The 15579-nt window shown below is 72.3% G+C and carries 20 protein-coding genes; 17 read left to right on the forward strand and 3 right to left on the reverse strand.

Annotation, left to right across the window (positions count from 1 at the left end):
• Positions 1 to 14 precede the first annotated feature (14 nt).
• Both BLS56_RS05815 and BLS56_RS05820 read left to right on the forward strand, forming a co-directional pair.
• Positions 15 to 707: a phosphatase PAP2 family protein gene (locus BLS56_RS05815; protein ID WP_091448905.1), complete on the forward strand. Its 693-nt coding sequence runs from the start codon at positions 15 to 17 to the stop codon at positions 705 to 707.
• Positions 708 to 822: 115 nt separating this feature from the next.
• On the forward strand, positions 823 to 1026 hold the full coding sequence (locus BLS56_RS05820) for a hypothetical protein (RefSeq protein ID WP_139190533.1): 204 nt from the start codon (positions 823 to 825) through the stop codon (positions 1024 to 1026).
• Between the two features lie 4 nt (positions 1027 to 1030).
• Here BLS56_RS05820 and zapE read toward each other — a convergent pair whose 3' ends face one another.
• Complete coding sequence (gene zapE, locus BLS56_RS05825; RefSeq protein WP_091448907.1) at positions 1031 to 2074, reverse strand: cell division protein ZapE; 1044 nt, start codon at positions 2072 to 2074, stop codon at positions 1031 to 1033.
• 87 nt (positions 2075 to 2161) lie between these two features.
• Here zapE and BLS56_RS05830 point away from each other — a divergent pair, with 87 nt between their 5' ends.
• The 9 genes from BLS56_RS05830 (at position 2162) to BLS56_RS05870 (ending at position 7130) form a co-directional block, all read left to right on the forward strand.
• Positions 2162 to 2926 carry a pyrimidine reductase family protein gene (locus tag BLS56_RS05830; RefSeq protein ID WP_091448908.1) on the forward strand — a complete coding sequence of 255 codons (765 nt, stop codon included), beginning with the start codon at positions 2162 to 2164 and terminating at the stop codon, positions 2924 to 2926.
• A gap of 115 nt (positions 2927 to 3041) precedes the next feature.
• The gene (locus BLS56_RS05835) at positions 3042 to 3524 is read left to right on the forward strand and encodes an Asp23/Gls24 family envelope stress response protein (protein WP_091448909.1); all 483 of its coding nucleotides are present in this window, start codon (positions 3042 to 3044) and stop codon (positions 3522 to 3524) included.
• A gap of 2 nt (positions 3525 to 3526) precedes the next feature.
• Complete coding sequence (locus BLS56_RS05840) at positions 3527 to 3907, forward strand: Asp23/Gls24 family envelope stress response protein (RefSeq protein ID WP_228771413.1); 381 nt, start codon at positions 3527 to 3529, stop codon at positions 3905 to 3907.
• On the forward strand, positions 3904 to 4152 hold the full coding sequence (locus BLS56_RS05845; RefSeq protein ID WP_091448910.1) for a hypothetical protein: 249 nt from the start codon (positions 3904 to 3906) through the stop codon (positions 4150 to 4152). The genes BLS56_RS05840 and BLS56_RS05845 overlap by 4 nt, the downstream gene beginning before the upstream one ends.
• A gap of 61 nt (positions 4153 to 4213) precedes the next feature.
• The gene (locus tag BLS56_RS05850) at positions 4214 to 4396 is read left to right on the forward strand and encodes a hypothetical protein (RefSeq protein WP_091448911.1); all 183 of its coding nucleotides are present in this window, start codon (positions 4214 to 4216) and stop codon (positions 4394 to 4396) included.
• Positions 4393 to 4812, forward strand: coding sequence for an Asp23/Gls24 family envelope stress response protein (locus tag BLS56_RS05855; RefSeq protein WP_456049122.1), 420 nt, complete (start codon positions 4393 to 4395; stop codon positions 4810 to 4812). Before BLS56_RS05850 ends, BLS56_RS05855 begins: the two co-directional genes overlap by 4 nt.
• Positions 4813 to 4857: 45 nt before the next feature.
• Entirely contained in the window at positions 4858 to 5394 is a 537-nt protein-coding gene (locus BLS56_RS05860) for a DUF6286 domain-containing protein (RefSeq protein WP_091449258.1), read from the forward strand.
• Positions 5391 to 5987: an alkaline shock response membrane anchor protein AmaP gene (locus tag BLS56_RS05865; RefSeq protein WP_091448912.1), complete on the forward strand. Its 597-nt coding sequence runs from the start codon at positions 5391 to 5393 to the stop codon at positions 5985 to 5987. Before BLS56_RS05860 ends, BLS56_RS05865 begins: the two co-directional genes overlap by 4 nt.
• A gap of 27 nt (positions 5988 to 6014) precedes the next feature.
• The gene (locus BLS56_RS05870) at positions 6015 to 7130 is read left to right on the forward strand and encodes an ATP-dependent DNA ligase (RefSeq protein ID WP_091449259.1); all 1116 of its coding nucleotides are present in this window, start codon (positions 6015 to 6017) and stop codon (positions 7128 to 7130) included.
• A gap of 178 nt (positions 7131 to 7308) precedes the next feature.
• Here BLS56_RS05870 and BLS56_RS05875 read toward each other — a convergent pair whose 3' ends face one another.
• Positions 7309 to 8226: an EamA family transporter gene (locus BLS56_RS05875; protein ID WP_407640487.1), complete on the reverse strand. Its 918-nt coding sequence runs from the start codon at positions 8224 to 8226 to the stop codon at positions 7309 to 7311.
• A gap of 120 nt (positions 8227 to 8346) precedes the next feature.
• Here BLS56_RS05875 and BLS56_RS05880 point away from each other — a divergent pair, with 120 nt between their 5' ends.
• The 4 genes from BLS56_RS05880 (at position 8347) to BLS56_RS05895 (ending at position 13654) form a co-directional block, all read left to right on the forward strand.
• Positions 8347 to 9912: an alpha/beta hydrolase gene (locus tag BLS56_RS05880; protein WP_228771414.1), complete on the forward strand. Its 1566-nt coding sequence runs from the start codon at positions 8347 to 8349 to the stop codon at positions 9910 to 9912.
• Between the two features lie 118 nt (positions 9913 to 10030).
• Complete coding sequence (locus tag BLS56_RS05885) at positions 10031 to 10924, forward strand: HalD/BesD family halogenase (protein ID WP_091448914.1); 894 nt, start codon at positions 10031 to 10033, stop codon at positions 10922 to 10924.
• 14 nt (positions 10925 to 10938) lie between these two features.
• Positions 10939 to 11757, forward strand: a complete 819-nt coding sequence (locus tag BLS56_RS05890; RefSeq protein ID WP_091448915.1) for a class I SAM-dependent methyltransferase — start codon at positions 10939 to 10941, stop codon at positions 11755 to 11757.
• Positions 11758 to 11851: 94 nt separating this feature from the next.
• Positions 11852 to 13654, forward strand: a complete 1803-nt coding sequence (locus BLS56_RS05895; protein WP_228771456.1) for a choline/carnitine O-acyltransferase — start codon at positions 11852 to 11854, stop codon at positions 13652 to 13654.
• Positions 13655 to 13657: 3 nt separating this feature from the next.
• Here the strand turns inward: BLS56_RS05895 and BLS56_RS05900 are convergent, their stop codons facing one another.
• Complete coding sequence (locus tag BLS56_RS05900) at positions 13658 to 14341, reverse strand: DUF6319 family protein (protein ID WP_091449261.1); 684 nt, start codon at positions 14339 to 14341, stop codon at positions 13658 to 13660.
• A 160-nt stretch (positions 14342 to 14501) separates the two neighbouring features.
• Here BLS56_RS05900 and BLS56_RS05905 point away from each other — a divergent pair, with 160 nt between their 5' ends.
• Positions 14502 to 14714: a hypothetical protein gene (locus tag BLS56_RS05905; protein WP_139190534.1), complete on the forward strand. Its 213-nt coding sequence runs from the start codon at positions 14502 to 14504 to the stop codon at positions 14712 to 14714.
• 56 nt (positions 14715 to 14770) lie between these two features.
• On the forward strand, positions 14771 to 15571 hold the full coding sequence (locus BLS56_RS05910) for an endonuclease/exonuclease/phosphatase family protein (RefSeq protein ID WP_324187497.1): 801 nt from the start codon (positions 14771 to 14773) through the stop codon (positions 15569 to 15571).
• Positions 15572 to 15579 lie beyond the last annotated feature (8 nt).

Below are 15579 nucleotides of genomic sequence, written 5' to 3' on the forward strand. Positions count from 1 at the left end.
CCTAAGTTGGACAGGTGCCGCCCGAACGCCGCCTGATTCCCATCCACCTGACCCGACCAGCGGCTGTCACCGCCGTGGTGTGCTTCGCCATACTCGCGGCGATGGGCGCGGCGGTCGCGGGAGACACCACAGCAGGCCCAGTGGACGAGGCCGGGTTCGCCGCCGTAGACGCGGTCTTCACCGCCCTGCCCGGGGTCGCGGACCCGCTGACGCTGGCGTCGCGCCCAGTCCCGGTGCTGTGCGTGCTGGCCGCCATCGCGGCCGTGGCGCTGCGCGCCAAGAGGCCGAGGATCGCCCTGCTGGCCGCGCTCGGCCCGGTGGTGACCGTCGCCCTCAACACCTGGGCCCTCAAGCCCCTGATCGACCGCACCCACGACGGCAAACTGGCCTTCCCCAGCGGCCACACCGCCACCCTCGTCTCGGTCCTGGCCGTGCTCACCCTGGCGATCGCCGCCCACGCCCCACCAGGCAAACGCCGCGCCCACACAGCCGTGGCAGCGGCAACCGCCCTCGCGCTAACCGCCATTGCGGTAAGCGCGATCATCCGGCTGAGATACCACTACCTGACCGACACGATCGGCGCTGTCTTCTGGGCGGTAGGCGCGGTGCTCGCGGTGGCCGCGCTCATTGACTGGTTCGCCCGACGCAGGCAGCCTGTGGGCGACGCGCGGTCAGTGGCCAAGACACCGGTAAACGCCGTAGAGTAGCCAGTTCACCCGGCTGGTTCACCTGAAGTAGCGACTAGACCACCGTGTGGCACTACTGAACCGCAGGCGTACCGTGCGAGACCTGGCAGAGCCCTCGCGAACGGAAAGGATGGCGGTGACCGACACACCCATCTACGACCAGATACGCAAGGAACTGCGCGACAAACCGGACATCGGGGACCCCAAGCCCCGAACCCGGCAGCGGAGCCAGCCGGAGTCGCGTGAGGCGTCCGCGGGCGCGGGCGTCTCGGTCTGGGCGCTGATCGATGAGCACCGCTCCCAGCGGCCGGGCGACGCGCCGAGCCGCCGCCGTCCGTGACCCTTCACCCCACCCCGGGCGTCCGCAACGGCGCGGCGTCGCGGGAGAGGGCGACGAGCCTGCTGACCGCGCGGAGGTACTTCTTGCGGTAGCCGCCGCGCAGCATCTCGTCGGTGAACAGCGCGGAAACGGGCTCGCCGGACACCACGACGGGGATCGCGCGGTCGTAGAGGCGGTCGGCGAAGGCGACCACGCGCAGGGCGACGTCCTGGCCGGAGAGGGCGTGCACGCCGCGCAGGTGCACTGCCGTCACGCCGTCGACCAGCCTGCCGTATCGCGAGGGATGCAGGGTGGCCAGGTGGCGGCACAGCGGGTCGAAGTCGTCGACGGTCGACCCGGGGATGGCCGCCGCGCTGCCCGCGATCTCGGCGTCGGCCAGGGGCGCCGGGGCGTCGGGCAGGCCGCGGTGGCGGTAGTCCGGCCCGTCTACCCGCACCACGGAGAACCGCGCGGACAGCGCCTGGATCTCGCGTAGGAAGTCGTCCGCGGCGAACCGGCCCTCGCCGAGCTTGTCCGGCAGGGTGTTCGAGGTCGCGGCGACGTGCACGCCCGCGTCGGTCAGCTCCGAGAGCAGCCGGGTGACCAGCATCGTGTCGCCCGGGTCGTCCAGCTCGAACTCGTCGATGGCCAGCAGCCGGTGGCCGCTGAGCCGCGTGACGGCCTCGCGGAACCCGAGAGCGCCGACCAGGTTCGTCAGCTCCACGAACGTGCCGTAGGCGGCGGGCCCGGGCACCGCGTGCCATATCGAGGCGAGCAGGTGCGTCTTGCCGACACCGAACCCGCCGTCGAGGTAGAGCCCCGGCTTGTCCTCGCCCCCTGCCCGCTTGCCGCCGAAGACCCGCTTGAAGAGCGACTTCTCCCCGCCGGTCGCCACCCGCTCGGCGAACCGGGAGCACGCCGCGACCGCGGCGGCCTGGCTGGGCTCGTCCGGGTTGGGCACGTAGGTGCCGAACCGGACGTCGCCGAACCGGGGCGGCGGGGCCATCGCGGCGACGAGTTCCTCGGCGCCGATCACCGGGTCGCGGTCGACCAGTCGGGCTGCGGACATGCCGGGAGCGTAACGGCGTGCTGGGATGGGACCGTGCACAGGCTGTGGCCCCTTTCCCCCCTTTCCCCAGGTCAGACTCAACCCGGTGTGGTGGACGACACCGAACTGGAACTCCTCTACGGCTATCCGGCCGATCTTGACCGGCCGTGGGTGCAGGTCAACTTCGTCAGCAGCGCCGACGGCGCGGCCGCGGTGGACGGCCGCTCGGCAGGCTTGTCCAGCCCGGCCGACAAGCGGATCTTCGCCCTCGGCCGCGATCTCGCCGACGTGGTGCTGGTCGGCAGGCGCACCGCGACCGCGGAGAAGTATCGCGGCGTCAAGCCCACCGAGGTCCGCGCGGAGCGGCGCTCCCGGCTCGGGCTGAGCCCGGTGCCGCCGATCGCCGTGGTCACCGCGCGGGGCTCGCTGGAGCCGGACTCGCTGCTGCTGACCGACACCCTGGTTCCCCCGATCGTGTTGACCACGGCGGCGGCCCCCACCGCCCGCCTGGCTGCCCTGTCCGACGCGGGCGCGGACGTGGTCGTCGCCGGTGACGGCGAGGTCGACCCGCACCTGGCGCTGGCCGCGCTGGCCGAGCGGAAACTGCTGCGGGTGTGCTGCGAGGGCGGCCCGACGCTGTTCGGCAGCATGATCGCCGCGGACGCCGTCGACCAGCTCTGCCTGACCGTCGCGCCGCTGCTGGCGGGCGCGGGCCCGGACCGGATCGCCCCAGCGGGCCTGCCCACCGGCGGCGCCGCCGGGCTCCCCGCGGTCGATCCCGCCGGGACGCCGACAATCCCGCGCGCGCTTACCCTGGCCTCAGTCCTCACCGAGGACGGATTCCTCATGCTGCGCTACCGGCGCGCCTCGTGATCAACCCGATCGAATTACCACCCGATCGGGTGGTTTTTGAAGAGTTTTCCGCGTAATTGGGCATCTGGCTGACACAGCCTCCGTACTTCAGCAGCTCTGGAAGGAGGTGCCAGCGATGGCACCCACCGGCTCGACCACCCCCGACAAGGCGAGCACCGCCCCCGCGCCCCGCAGCGGCGCGACCCCGGCCCGGCTGGCCGACGAGCAGTCGCAGGGCAAGACCACCATCGCCTCGAACGTGGTGCAGAAGATCGCGGGCATGGCCGCCCGCGAGGTCTCCGGCGTGTACGCCATGGGCGGCGGCGTGTCCCGGGCGTTCGGCGCGATCCGCGAGCGCATCCCGGGCGCGGGCACCGTGTCCACCTCCGGGGTGTCGGTCGAGGTCGGCGAGAAGCAGGCCGCGGTCGACCTCGACGTGGTGGTCGAGTACGGCGCCGGGATCGTGGAACTCGCCCGCGCCGTCCGCCGGAACGTGATCACCGCGGTCGAGCGGATGACCGGCCTGGAGGTCATCGAGGTCAACATCGCGGTCAACGACATCCACCTGCCCGACGAAAGCGAAGACACCGAGACGCCCCCCACCTCGCGGGTGGAGTGACCGTGGCGCCGCCCGCCCGCCCGACCGACCACCCGCCCGACCGCCTGTCCGCCACGGCCGATGCCGTCGGCGCGGCGGTGCTCGGCCACCCGGCCGTGGTCCGCCTCGACGGCGGCGCCTTCGGCACGGTCGCCACGCACCTGCCTGGGCGGCGGGTAGTCGGGGTCCAGCTCGGCGGCCCGGGCGACACGGTGACGGTCAGCGTGGTGCTCGCGCTCGGCGCGGCCATCCCGGAGGTGGGCGACCAGCTCCGCGAGCGCGTCCGCGCCGTGGCGGGGCCGGTCCCGGTGGACGTCCACGTCAACGACGTGGAGCCCCTGCCGGTGGAGTCACCGCCCACGGAGCCGGTGCCCGTGCGGGCGCCGCCCCGGGAGCCGCCATGACCTCGCCGGAGGAGCGGGCCGAGTTCCGGGATTTCGTCCGGCGGGCGCACCCCGACCGCGGCGGGGACCCCGCCGCCTTCGTCGCCGGACTGGCCGAGTTGCGCAACCGGCAGGCCAGATCGCGGGAGCGCCGACCCGACCCACGGTTCGACGCGCCGGTGGTCGGCGGTGATCCGCCGCGCGGGCTGCGCGCCCGCCTGGACCGCCTGCGGTACCGGAAAGAGCGCAAACGCCGCATCCAGTGATCCCGCCTCCAGTGCCCCAGCCAGCGACCACTTCAGACCGTCCACTTCAGGAGCCACCAAGATGAACGCAACCCAGACCGGCATCATCGCCGGTCTCGTGCTCGGTTTGGCCGCCACCCAGGGTTTCCTCGCCTTCGTCATCACCCTCGCCATCGGCTTCGTCGGCCTGGTCGTCGGCCGGGTGATCGACGGTGAGCTCGACCTCTCCGACGTGTTCAGCGGCGGCCGGGGCAAGGACCGGTGACCGACACCGCCGTGTCCGAAACCGCCGTGTCCGAAACCGCCGAGGCTGCCGAGGCTCCGGCGCGGGTGCTTCCCGATCCCGAGGACCGGGGGACCCTGCGCATCGACGCCGCGGTCGTGCGCAAGCTCGCCGAGCACGCAGCGGACTCCGCCGCCGGGACCGTCGTGACGCGCCGGTCGCTCGCGGGCGTCGACCTCGGCGCCCGGGGCGCGAGCGCGACCGTGACCGGCGACGGCGACCAGGTGGACCTGCGCCTCGACCTGGCGCTGCGCTACCCGGCCCCGGTTCGCGACGTCGTGGCGAGGCTGCGGACCCGGGTCGCCGAGGAGGTCGAGCGGATCACCTCCTACCGGGTCCGCGGCGTCGACGTCGTCGTCTCCGCGCTGCTGCCGGAGAGCCGCCCCCGAGTGCAGTGACCCCAAGTGCAGTGACCCCGAGTGCAGTGACCGAGTGGAGTGACCATGCGTGTGCTGGTTCGGATCCTGACCCTGCTGCTCGGCCTCGCCCTGGCCGGGGTGGGGGCGCTGCTCGCCGTCGAGGTGGCCTGGACGTGGGCGCGCCCGGTGCAGGGCCCGTTGCTGGTTCCCTGGCCGCAGTGGCGTGATCGGCTCGCCGAGCTGACCTGGCAGAGCGGGTCGGTGCGGCTGGTGGCCGCCGCCGTGGCCGTCGCCGGGCTGCTCCTGCTGCTGTTCGCCGCGACCGCGCGCCGCAAGGACGTCGCGCTGCTCGACCCCGGGCCGGGGATCACCGTGCGCACCTCGCCGCGGTCGCTGGCCCGGATCGTCGGGGCGCGGGTGCGGGCGGAGGAGAACGTGGCCGCCGCGTCGGTCACCGCCACCCCGAAACGGGTGCGGGTGCGGGCGGTCAGCGGGCTCGAAACCGAGGCGCACCTGCGCCCACGGCTGCTCGATGTCGTCGCCGCCACCCTCGCCGACCTGCCGCTGACCAGAAAGCCCAAGGTCAGCGTGGTCGTGGACTCCCCCAAGGACCGCTCATGAAGCCCCCGTCGCGCGCCGCCCTCGCCCGGTCCTACCGCGTCGAGCGGGTGTTCACCGTCCTGGTCGGCCTCGCCGCGCTGCTGCTGGGCGCCGCGGCGCTGGTGGTCGGCGCGGGCTGGCTGGGCACGTTCCGCGCGGCCCGCCCGGTGCTCGACCCGATCGCGGTGGACACGCTGCGCGCCTGGGAGCTTCCGGCCCGGATCGCCGCGGTGGTCCTGGGCCTGCTGGCGCTGGTGGCGGGCGTCCTGCTGGCCGTGCGCACGCTGCGCCGGGAACGGCACCCCGACCTCGCGCTCGACCGGACCGCTGGCAAGCGGCTGCTGGTGACCAGCGGCGCGATCGCCGAGGCCATCGCCGCGGACGCCGAGCGGGTGGCAGGCGTGAGCCGGGCCAAGGCGACCGTGGTGGGCGACGCGGCGACGCCCGCGCTGCGGCTGAGCCTGTGGCTGCGCTACGGCGCGCGGGTCAAGGACGTCTGGCAGGAGGTCGACACCGCGGTGCTGCGCCGGGCCCGGGAGTCCCTTGGCGTCGAGACGATGCCGACGGCGGTCCGGATCGAGCTGGGCGCGCAGGAGAAGCAGCGGGTGCGCTGAACCGTCACTGGCGGGCAGTATGTGCTGGTGGCCCTTCCGCTGACCCCGCCCGTCCAACCGATGCTGGCCAAGCCCGCGAAGTCCATTCCCGACGGCGAGGGCCTGGTGTTCGAGCCCAAATGGGACGGCTTCCGCTGCCTGGTGTTCCGCGACGGAGCCGAGGTGACGCTTCAGTCCCGCTCGGGCAAACCACTCAACCGGTACTTCCCCGAGGCCAAGGCCGCGCTGCGCGAGGCGCTCCCCGACCGGGTGGTCATGGACGGCGAGCTGATCGTCGCCGTGGGCGGCAGGCTCGACTTCAACGCGCTGTCCGAGCGCATCCACCCGGCCGCGAGCCGGGTGCGGCTGCTCGCCGAGCAGACCCCGGCCCGGTTCGTCGCCTTCGACCTGCTCGCCCTCGGCGACGACGACCTCATGGCGACCCCGGGCGTCGACCGGCGGCGGAAGCTGGAGGACGTGTTCGCCGACACCGTGCTCCCCCAGGTCGGCGCCCCGTTGGCGGGCACCGTGCACCTGACCCCCGCGACCACCGACACGGACCTGGCCCGACAGTGGTTCACGATCTTCGAGGGCGCGGGCCTGGACGGCGTGATCGGCAAGCCAGCGACCGGCCCGTACACGCCGAACAAGCGGACCATGCTCAAGTTCAAGCACTCCCGCACGGCCGACTGCGTGGTCGCCGGACTGCGCTGGCACAAGGACTCGGTACCAGGCGAGGCGGTCGGCTCCCTGATGCTGGGCCTCTACGACAACTCGGGCGCGCTGAACCACGTGGGCGTCGTCGGCTCCTTCACCGTCGCCCGACGCCGCGAGTTGGCGACCGAACTCGCCGACCTGATCCCCGGCGGCGCGGATGGTCACCCGTGGACAAGCGGGAGCGAGAGCGAGGGAACCCGGATGCCCGGCGCGGTCAGCCGCTGGCGCACCACCGAGCAACCGTGGGTGCCACTACGCCGGGAACGCGTCGTCGAGGTCGCCTACGAACACACCGAAGGCGCCTACCCCAGCCGCTTCCGCCACACCGCCCAGTTTCACCGCTGGCGCCCCGACCGCGACCCATCCTCCTGCACCTACGAGCAACTGGACGAACCCGCCCGCTACGACCTAGACGCCGTCCTGCGCGGCGAAGTCAAGGCGCGTTGAACCTCGTCGCCAACTCCGCAGGGACAGGTGGCCTGCCCCTGCCAGGCGCGAGATAGGAGCAGAGCAGCACACTCACCCACCTGCCAGGCCGCCCATGCCCGACCTGTCCTTCTGCCAACCGCACCTGACGCTGCCAGGCACTCCACCCCATCGAGCAAGCCCACGAGAGCCAACCCCGTCAGACATCCGGCCGCGCGTAGCGGGTGGCGCCAGCGGAGGCGGCGACCACGCAGCAAACCGCGACCCACTGGGCCGGGCGCAGAGCCTCGTGCAGAACGAGCAGGCCCGCAAGAGCCGCCACCGCAGGTTCGAGGCTCATCAAGACCCCGAACACACGCGGCGGGATGTGCCGGAGCGCTTCCAGTTCCAGCGAGTACGGGATGACCGACGACATCAGCGCCACGCCCAAGCCCACGACCAGCACCGTCGGCGACAGCAGCGCCCCACCGGCGTCAGCGACGCCGAATGGCAGCACCGCCGCGCCCGCCACGACCATGGCGAGCGCGAGGCCGGAGCCGTCCGCGGTGCGGCTGCCCAGGGCGGCGCTGAGCAGGATGTAGGCCGCCCAGCACACGCCCGCGCCGAGGGCGAACAGCAGGCCCGTGATCGACACGTCGCCGCCGCCGCGCGCCAGCAGCACGACACCGGCCGCGGCGAGCAGCGCCCACAGGCCGTCGAGCCAGCGCCGGGAGCCGAGCAGGGCCACCGCCAGCGGGCCCAGGAACTCGACGGTGACCGCGATGCCCAGTGGGATGCGGTCGATCGCCAGGTAGAAGCAGGTGTTCATGGCCGCGAGGACCACGCCGTAGCCGAGGATCACCGGCAGCGCGCGCCGGTCGACGCGCAGGGACGGGCGCCAGATCAGGGTCAGGACCGCGGCGGCGAACACCAGCCGCAGGGCGACCACCCCGGCCGAGCCCGCGGTCGAGAAGAGCTGCTTCGCCAGCGCCGCGCCGACCTGCACGCTGACGATGCCGACCAGCACCTGGATGGTGGGCGGGACAGCGCCGATCATCCTCGGCGCGCCCGCCGTCACCGCGCTCCACGCCGAGCCCAACCAGGACGGCCCCGCCCTGTCCACCTGTGCGACGACCACTGCCTCTCCTTCCGCCCCGGGAATCGTCCCATGTCTGGCCATGGGCGTTCACCGAGTTCTCACCTGCCTGCCGGCAGTCTGAGGGCTGACCAACAGACTTCCGGAGAGGGACGACACGGCGTGAGGGTGCGACGCGGGGCCTGGCTGCTGCCGGTCGCACTGCTCGCCGCGTGCACCGCGGGCCCCTCGCCGCGGCCGGGCATCGTGGTCAAGGGCGAGGGCGGGCAGGTCGCCCCGCCGTCCGCGACCGAGGGCCCGGCCCCGGTGCCGCCGCTGGGCGAGCCGGGCCGCTCCCCGATCCGCTGGACCGCCTGCGGCCCTGAGGTCCGCGACCGGCTCGACCGGCTCGCCCCGCCGGACTGGCTCAAGATCGACTGCGGCCGGGTCAACGGTGTCCTGGACAGCCCGTACGCGCCGGGCCAGGGCACGATGCGGATGCAGGTCCTGCGCGCGGGCACCGGGCCGGTGCCGATCCTGGTGGTCAACGACATCGACGGCCTCCCCGGCAGCCTCTACGCGGCCCGGCTCGCCGCGAGCCTGCCGCGGGAGTTCCTGACCCGCTTCTCCCTCGTCGGCCTCGACCGCCGGGGCACCGGCAACTCCGACGCGGTGCGGTGCGTGCCCGACGAGGTGCGGGCCGCGATGGTCGACGCCGACCCGCGCGAACTCGACGTGGAAGGCCTGGTCGACCAGGCGCGCACGGCGGGCCAGCAGTGCTCGATCGTCCTGGAGTCGCGCCTGCCCGCGCTCGACACCTGGCGCACCGCGGCCGACGCCGAGTCGGTCCGGGTCGCGCTGGGCTCCGACCGGCTGCACGCCATCGGCCACGGCGAGGGCTCCCGGGTGCTGTCGGTCTACGCGGAACGGCACCCCGACCGGGTGGGCCGGATGGTCCTCGACGGGCTGCCCGACCCGAACGAGGACGCCGTCGTCACCCTGGAGGCGGTGGCCGCTGGCGCCGACGCCACCTTCGGCGCGTTCGCGGAGGACTGCGCCAAGCGCGCCTGCGAGCTGGGTTCGGGCGCCCGCCAGGCGCTGACCGAGGTCCTGGCCCGCGCGGCGACCGAGCCGATGGTGGCCGGGAGCCCGGAGCGCGGCCCGGACCAGGACGTGGAGCTCAACGCGGGCGTCGTCCTGCGCGCGGTCCTCACCGGCCTGTCGGACCGCAGGCTGTGGCCGGAGCTGTCCAAGGCGCTGGCCGACGCGCGCGGCGGAGTGCCCGACGGCCTCGCCGCGCTGGTCGCCCCGATCGTGGTCGAGTCCGACGACCTCCCGGCGATGTTCGACGCGACCCTGGTGACCAAGTGCAACGACACCAGGTCACGGCTGTCCACCCAACAGCTCACCGGCGCGGCGAAAGACTGGAACACCCGCTTCCCGGTCTTCGGCGCGCTCGTCGCGGAGTGGCTCGCGGTGTGCAGCCCGTGGCCGGTGCCGTCGAATCCGCTGCCGCGGCCGAGCGCGCCCACCGCGCCGCCGATCGTCGTGCTCGGCACCGCGACCGACCCGGTGACCCCGCTCTCGGGCACCGAGCACGCCGCGCAGCAGTTGGCCACCGCGGCGCTGGTCACCTGGCAGGGCGCGGGCCACGGGGCGCTGGGCGCGTCGCCGTGCGCGAGCGCGGCGGCGCTGGCGTTCCTCACCGACGGCAAGGTCCCCAGGGACGGAACCGTCTGCCCGCCCTGATTCACCCGCATCACAAAACATGCCGATCACACAATATGGCTACGATCACGAATCGCCACACAGGGTGAATGTGCTACACCATTAGAGTGACCGGCTTCATGTGAGCGGAGAGGAACTGATGAGCGCTTCGGACGCCCAGATAGTGGACGCGGGTATTGACACCGTGATTGAGACCGTGGTCGACACCAACCGCTATCCCCTATCGGATCCGAGAAGCGCGGCGTGGCAAGACGTCGTTTCCCGTGCCAGAGCGGATCTGCGCGAGCACGGATGCAGTGTTCTCCCCGATTTCATCAGGCCTGCCTTGCGCGCGGCATTGCGCACGGAAGGCGCCCAGGTCGCCCCTTTCGCGCATTACGACGTGGAAATCGTCAACGCCTACAACATCGCGGTCGACACCCCGCTGCCCGAGGACCACCCGGGCCGCACCACGATGGAGCGCGGCAACGCGTTCGTGCCGAGGGACCGCATTCCCGCTGACTTCCTCATCCACCGGCTCTACACGAGCGGGCTTTTCCAGCGGTTCGTCGCCGACTGCTTCGAGCTGCCCCGCCTGCACGAGCTCGCCGACCCGCTGGCAGGCCTGGTCCTCAACGTCGTCTCCCCCGGAATGTCGCACCCGTGGCATTTCGACACCAACGAGTACACGGTGAGTATGCTCACCCAGGAATCCGAATCGGGCGGCGTCTTCGAATACTGCCCGAACATCCGGTCGGCCAAGGCGGAGAACTTCGCCGACGTCCGGGCCGTTCTCGCAGGTCAGGGCGAGCGGCTGGTCCGGAGCCTCGCACTGCACCCGGGCGACCTCCAGTTGTTCAAGGGCCGCTATTCGCTGCACCGGGTGAGCACAGTCGGCGGCGAGACCGCCCGCCATTCGGCCATTTTCGCCTACAGCGAGCGCCCCGGGGTCATGGGCAGCGTAGAGCGTACGAGACAGCTGTTCGGCCGGGTGCTCCCCGAGCACCTGGCCGCGGCAGGGCACGCCGTGCGCGGCGATCAGCTGCTCGACTAGGAGAGGAACCGCTCGTGCGTTTCGACCCCACCGGAAAAATCTCCTTCGACCACATCTACACCCAGCCCGACCCCCGGCCCTATTTCAGCGCCCTGCGCGGGCTGGACTACTGCATTCCCGAGCAGGCCAAGCCCTATTTCACGAAACTCATCGGCGAATACCGGGAAGCCAGCGGCGTCGCCGCGCCGACCGTGCTGGACATCGGCTGCTCCTACGGCATCAACGCCGCCCTGATCGCCTGCGACGCGACCATGGACGAGCTGTACGCGCACTACACCGATCCCGCCGTCGCCGACGCCGACCGCGACACGCTGGTGGCCCGCGACCGGGAACTGGTCCGCGCGCGCAAGCGCCTGGAAGGCCAGCGGTTCATCGGGTTCGACGCCTCGGCGCCCGCCCTGTCCTACGCGCACGCGGCCGGGTTCCTCGACGACGTGGTGAACGCCGACCTGGAGAGCCGCGACCCCACCGAGGACGAACGCGCCCGGCTCGGCAGCGCGGACGTGGTCATCTCGACCGGGTGCGTCGGCTACGTCACCGAGAAGACGATCGCCAGGGTGGCGGGCGCGCATGGCGAGCGCAAGCCGTGGATGGCGCACTTCGTGCTGCGGATGTTCCCGTTCGACTCCGTCGCCGACGCCCTCGCGGGCCTGGGCTACGAGACCGTGCACGTCGAGGGCGTGTTCAAGCAGCGCCGGTTCGCCTCGGCCGAGGAGCAGTCCCAGGTGCTTCAGACGCTGGCGGCGACCGGCGCGGACCCCTACGGCCTGGAGGCCGACGGCTGGCTCTACGCCCGGCTGTTCATCTCACGCCCGCGGGAACTGGCGCGCTGACGGCTCTGACCGCCACGATGTAGCACCTGATCAGCGTTGATCACTTGGCGCCGGTCAGCACCAACCGAGTCCACCGCACAGAGTTTCGAGGACGATCGTGAACACCAGCCAGGAATGGTCCACCCGCACGTTCGGGAACGAGGACCGACTGCCCCGCGTGCCGTTGCCCACCGTGGAGGAGAGCTGTCAGCGGTTCCTCGAGTGGTGCTCGCCGCTGCTGACCGCCGACCAGCTGGCCCAGACCGAGGCCGCCGTCGCCGAGTTCCTGCGCCCGGACAGCCCGGCCCGCGAGCTGCACGCCGAGCTGGAGCGGTTCAACGAGACCGAGGGCGTGCAGAGCTGGCTGGACACGTTCTGGCCGTCGCGCTACCTGGGCCGCCGCGACCGGATCGCGCTGAACGCGAACTTCTTCTTCCTCTTCAAGGACGCAGACCAGGGCCAGGTGGAGCGCGCGGCCGGGATCATCGCCTCGGCGGTGGGCTTCAAGCTGCTGCTCGACGCCGAGGAGATCCCGCCGGTCATCCAGCGCGGTCAGGCGCTGTCGATGGCGCAGAACAAGTACCTGTTCTCCACCACCCGCATCCCCGGCGCCGTGCAGGACAGCGTGCGCACCCCCTACACCCCGGAGTGGCCCGGCCCGTCCGACGCCCGCCACATCGTGGTGTTCTTCGGCGGCTCGATGTTCCGCATGGACGTGATCGGCGCCGACGGCGTGCCGCACTCGCTCGACGACCTCGCCACCGGCCTGCGCGCGATCATGAAGACCGACACCGCGGACGCCACATCGGAGACCTCGGTGGGGCACCTGACCACCAAGGCCCGCGCGGAGTGGGCCGCCACCCGCGAGACCCTGGCGAGCCTGCCCGGCAACGCCGCCGCGCTCGACACCATCGAGACCGCGCTGTTCTGCCTGTGCCTGGAGGACTTCACCCCCGCCGACACCCAGGAGACCTGCGACCACCTGCTGCACGGCGACAGCGGCAACCGCTGGTTCGACAAGGCGCTGTCGTTCATCGTCTTCGGCAACGGCCGGGCCGGGATCAACATCGAGCACTGCGGCCTCGACGGCACCACGATCCTGGCGTTCATCGACACCCTGCTCAACACCCCGGCCGAGGAGCACTCGCGCCGCTCGGGCGCCCAGCCGCAGGGCCTGCCCGCGGTCGAGCCCATCGAGTTCACCCTCGACGACGACCTGCGCGCCGAGGTGCGCGAGGCGGCCGACTCGTTCGCCGCCTACGCCGCCGCGACCGCCACCAAGGCGCTGACCTTCGAGGACGCGGGCGCGAACCGGGCCAAGCAGCTCGGCATGTCGCCGGACGCGTTCGTGCAGATGGCTTTCCAGCTCGCGCACCAGCGCACCAAGGGGATCGTGGGCGCGACGTACGAGTCGATCGCCACCCGCCAGTACCAGAACGGCCGCACCGAGGCTATGCGCGTGGTCACGCCCGAGTCGGTGGCGTTCGTCGAGGCCATGACCGACCCGGCGACGGATGCGGCGACCCGCAGGGCGGCGTTCCGCACCGCGGCCGCGAAGCACGTCGCGCGCGCCAAGGAGTGCCAGTCCGGGCAGGCGCCCGAGCAGCACCTGTGGGAGCTCCAGCTCATCCAGAAGCGCGCGGGTGGCGGCGAGCCGCTGGCCCTCTACGACTCCCCCGGCTGGACCGTCATGCGCGACGACTACCTGAGCACGAGCTCCGCGCCGTCGCTGAACATCCAGTACTTCGGGTTCGGCGCGACCAGCAGCCAGTGCATCGGCGTCGCCTACGCCCTGCTCCCGGACCGGCTCAACGTCTACCTGAGCACGCCGATGCCGGTGGCGGCCGAGATGCACGGCTTCGCCGACCACCTGCGCGACGCGCTCGGCGAGCTGCAGGAACTGCTCGCCTCGGAATAGGCGTCACCCGAGTTCCCGCAGGGCGCGTTGAGCGGCTTCCAGCTCGGCTTTGAGCTGCTCGACGCGCCTTTCCTGCCGTTCGCGGGCGGCGTCGAGCGCGCTGCCGATCGCCTCGCCGACCGCGGGCGGCAGGGACCGCGCCGCCTTGGCCACATCGCCTGCGGGGACCGGCGTCCATCGGACGGTGCGCTTCTTCCCGGCCAGGACGTCGACGGTCCACTCCCCCTCCGGCGTGGAGTGCAGGGTCACGGTGATCTCCACGGGCTGCTTGCGCCCGCGCGGCTGGGCCCGGGGAGCCGGTCGCTCCGGTTTCCCGGGCTCGATGCCCACCACCACATTCGGCTCCTCCGGCGGCTCCGGCGGGGCTGCCTGCGCCGGGACGCTCCTCGGCGCCGCCTTCGGCTTCGGCGGCGGCTTGACCACGGTCAACTCCGCTGGCGAGAACGACAGGACATCCCGCGAGCCGGTGGCCCGGACCTGGATGTAGTCGCCCTCGGCTGGCTCGTCGAAGGCCACCACCTTCGCCGACTGCCCGCTGGTCACGCCCACCGCGTCGGGCGTGAACCACACCGGGGTCGGCTTTCCCTCGGCCAGGCTCGCCCGCAGCCGCTCGATGTCCTCCGCCGACAGCCCGTTCTTGGCCGACGTCCCGTTAGCCGACACCGCTGCCACCCTTGTCTCCCCCATCCGACTGACAATCTCGCGCTGGTTGATCAAACCTGATCGTTGATCAGGCCTGCCCGCCGTAGTGTGCCGTGCCGGTACGACAAGGGACGACCCCCGTGGGCGACACCCGTTCGGCGGACACCGCGTGCCAGTTCGACCGGGACGATCTACGTTGCGGATGATGAACGTCCGGTACCTGTGGTGGCGTAGCTGTTACGACGGTGTGCTGCACGCGTTCCCGTTGGCCGCGGGGGCCCGGCTGGCCCACCGGCACTACCGCGCGTCCTGCACCCACGCCGCGCCGCCGGACCTCACCCGCGCCAGGGTCGAGGGACCGCGCTGCACGCTGTGCCTGCTGATCATCGGCGAACCGGCGGTTGCCAAATCACCGTGACCTGCGGTATCAGGTGAAGTAGGCACATCGACTCGCCGCAGCCGGGAGGCACCGCCGTGCGCGAAATCCTGCTCGCCCTGCTGCTGCTCCTGCCCGCCCCGCCGCAGCCGCCCCCGGTCCCGGTGCGGGTGGCGACGGTCAACATGCACAGCGGCGTCGGCGCCGACGGCGCCCTCGACCTGGCCCGCACCGCCGCGGCGATCCGCGACACCGGCGCGGGCATCGTGGGCCTGCAAGAGGTCGACGTGCACTGGTCCGCGCGCAGCGCGTTCGCCGACCAGGCTCGGGAACTGGCGCGGCTGACCGGGATGCGAGTGTTCTTCGCCCCCATCTACGACCTGCCCGGCGCCCCGCGGCGGCGGTTCGGGGTCGCGGTGCTGAGCGCGTACCCCATGCCGCGCACCGAGAACCACGAGATCACCCGTCTGTCCACACAGGACCCCAACGCGGTCCCCGCGCCCGCCCCGGGGTTCGCCGAGGCCGAGATCCTGGTGCGCGGCAGGCGAGTGCACGTGTACGTGACGCACCTCGACTACCGCCCCGACCCGGCCGTCCGCGCCGCCCAGGTCGCCGACACCCGGCGGGTGCTGGCCGCCGACGAGCCCGGCGCGGCCCAGATCCTGCTCGGCGACCTCAACGCGGAGCAGGACGCGCCGGAACTGGCGCCACTGTGGACCACCCTGACCCGCGCCGACACCGGCCCCACGTTCCCCGGACCGGATTTTCCGCACAGCGCCAAGACTCTCGACCACATCGCGGTCTCCGACGCCATCCATATCCGCGCCGCGACCACCCGCCCCGGCGCGGCATCAGACCACTGGCCGGTCGTGGCGGATCTGCTGGTGCCGCAAGGGTGAAAAGCTAC

Source organism: Actinokineospora iranica (assembly GCF_900101685.1).
Lineage (GTDB): Bacteria > Actinomycetota > Actinomycetes > Mycobacteriales > Pseudonocardiaceae > Actinokineospora > Actinokineospora iranica.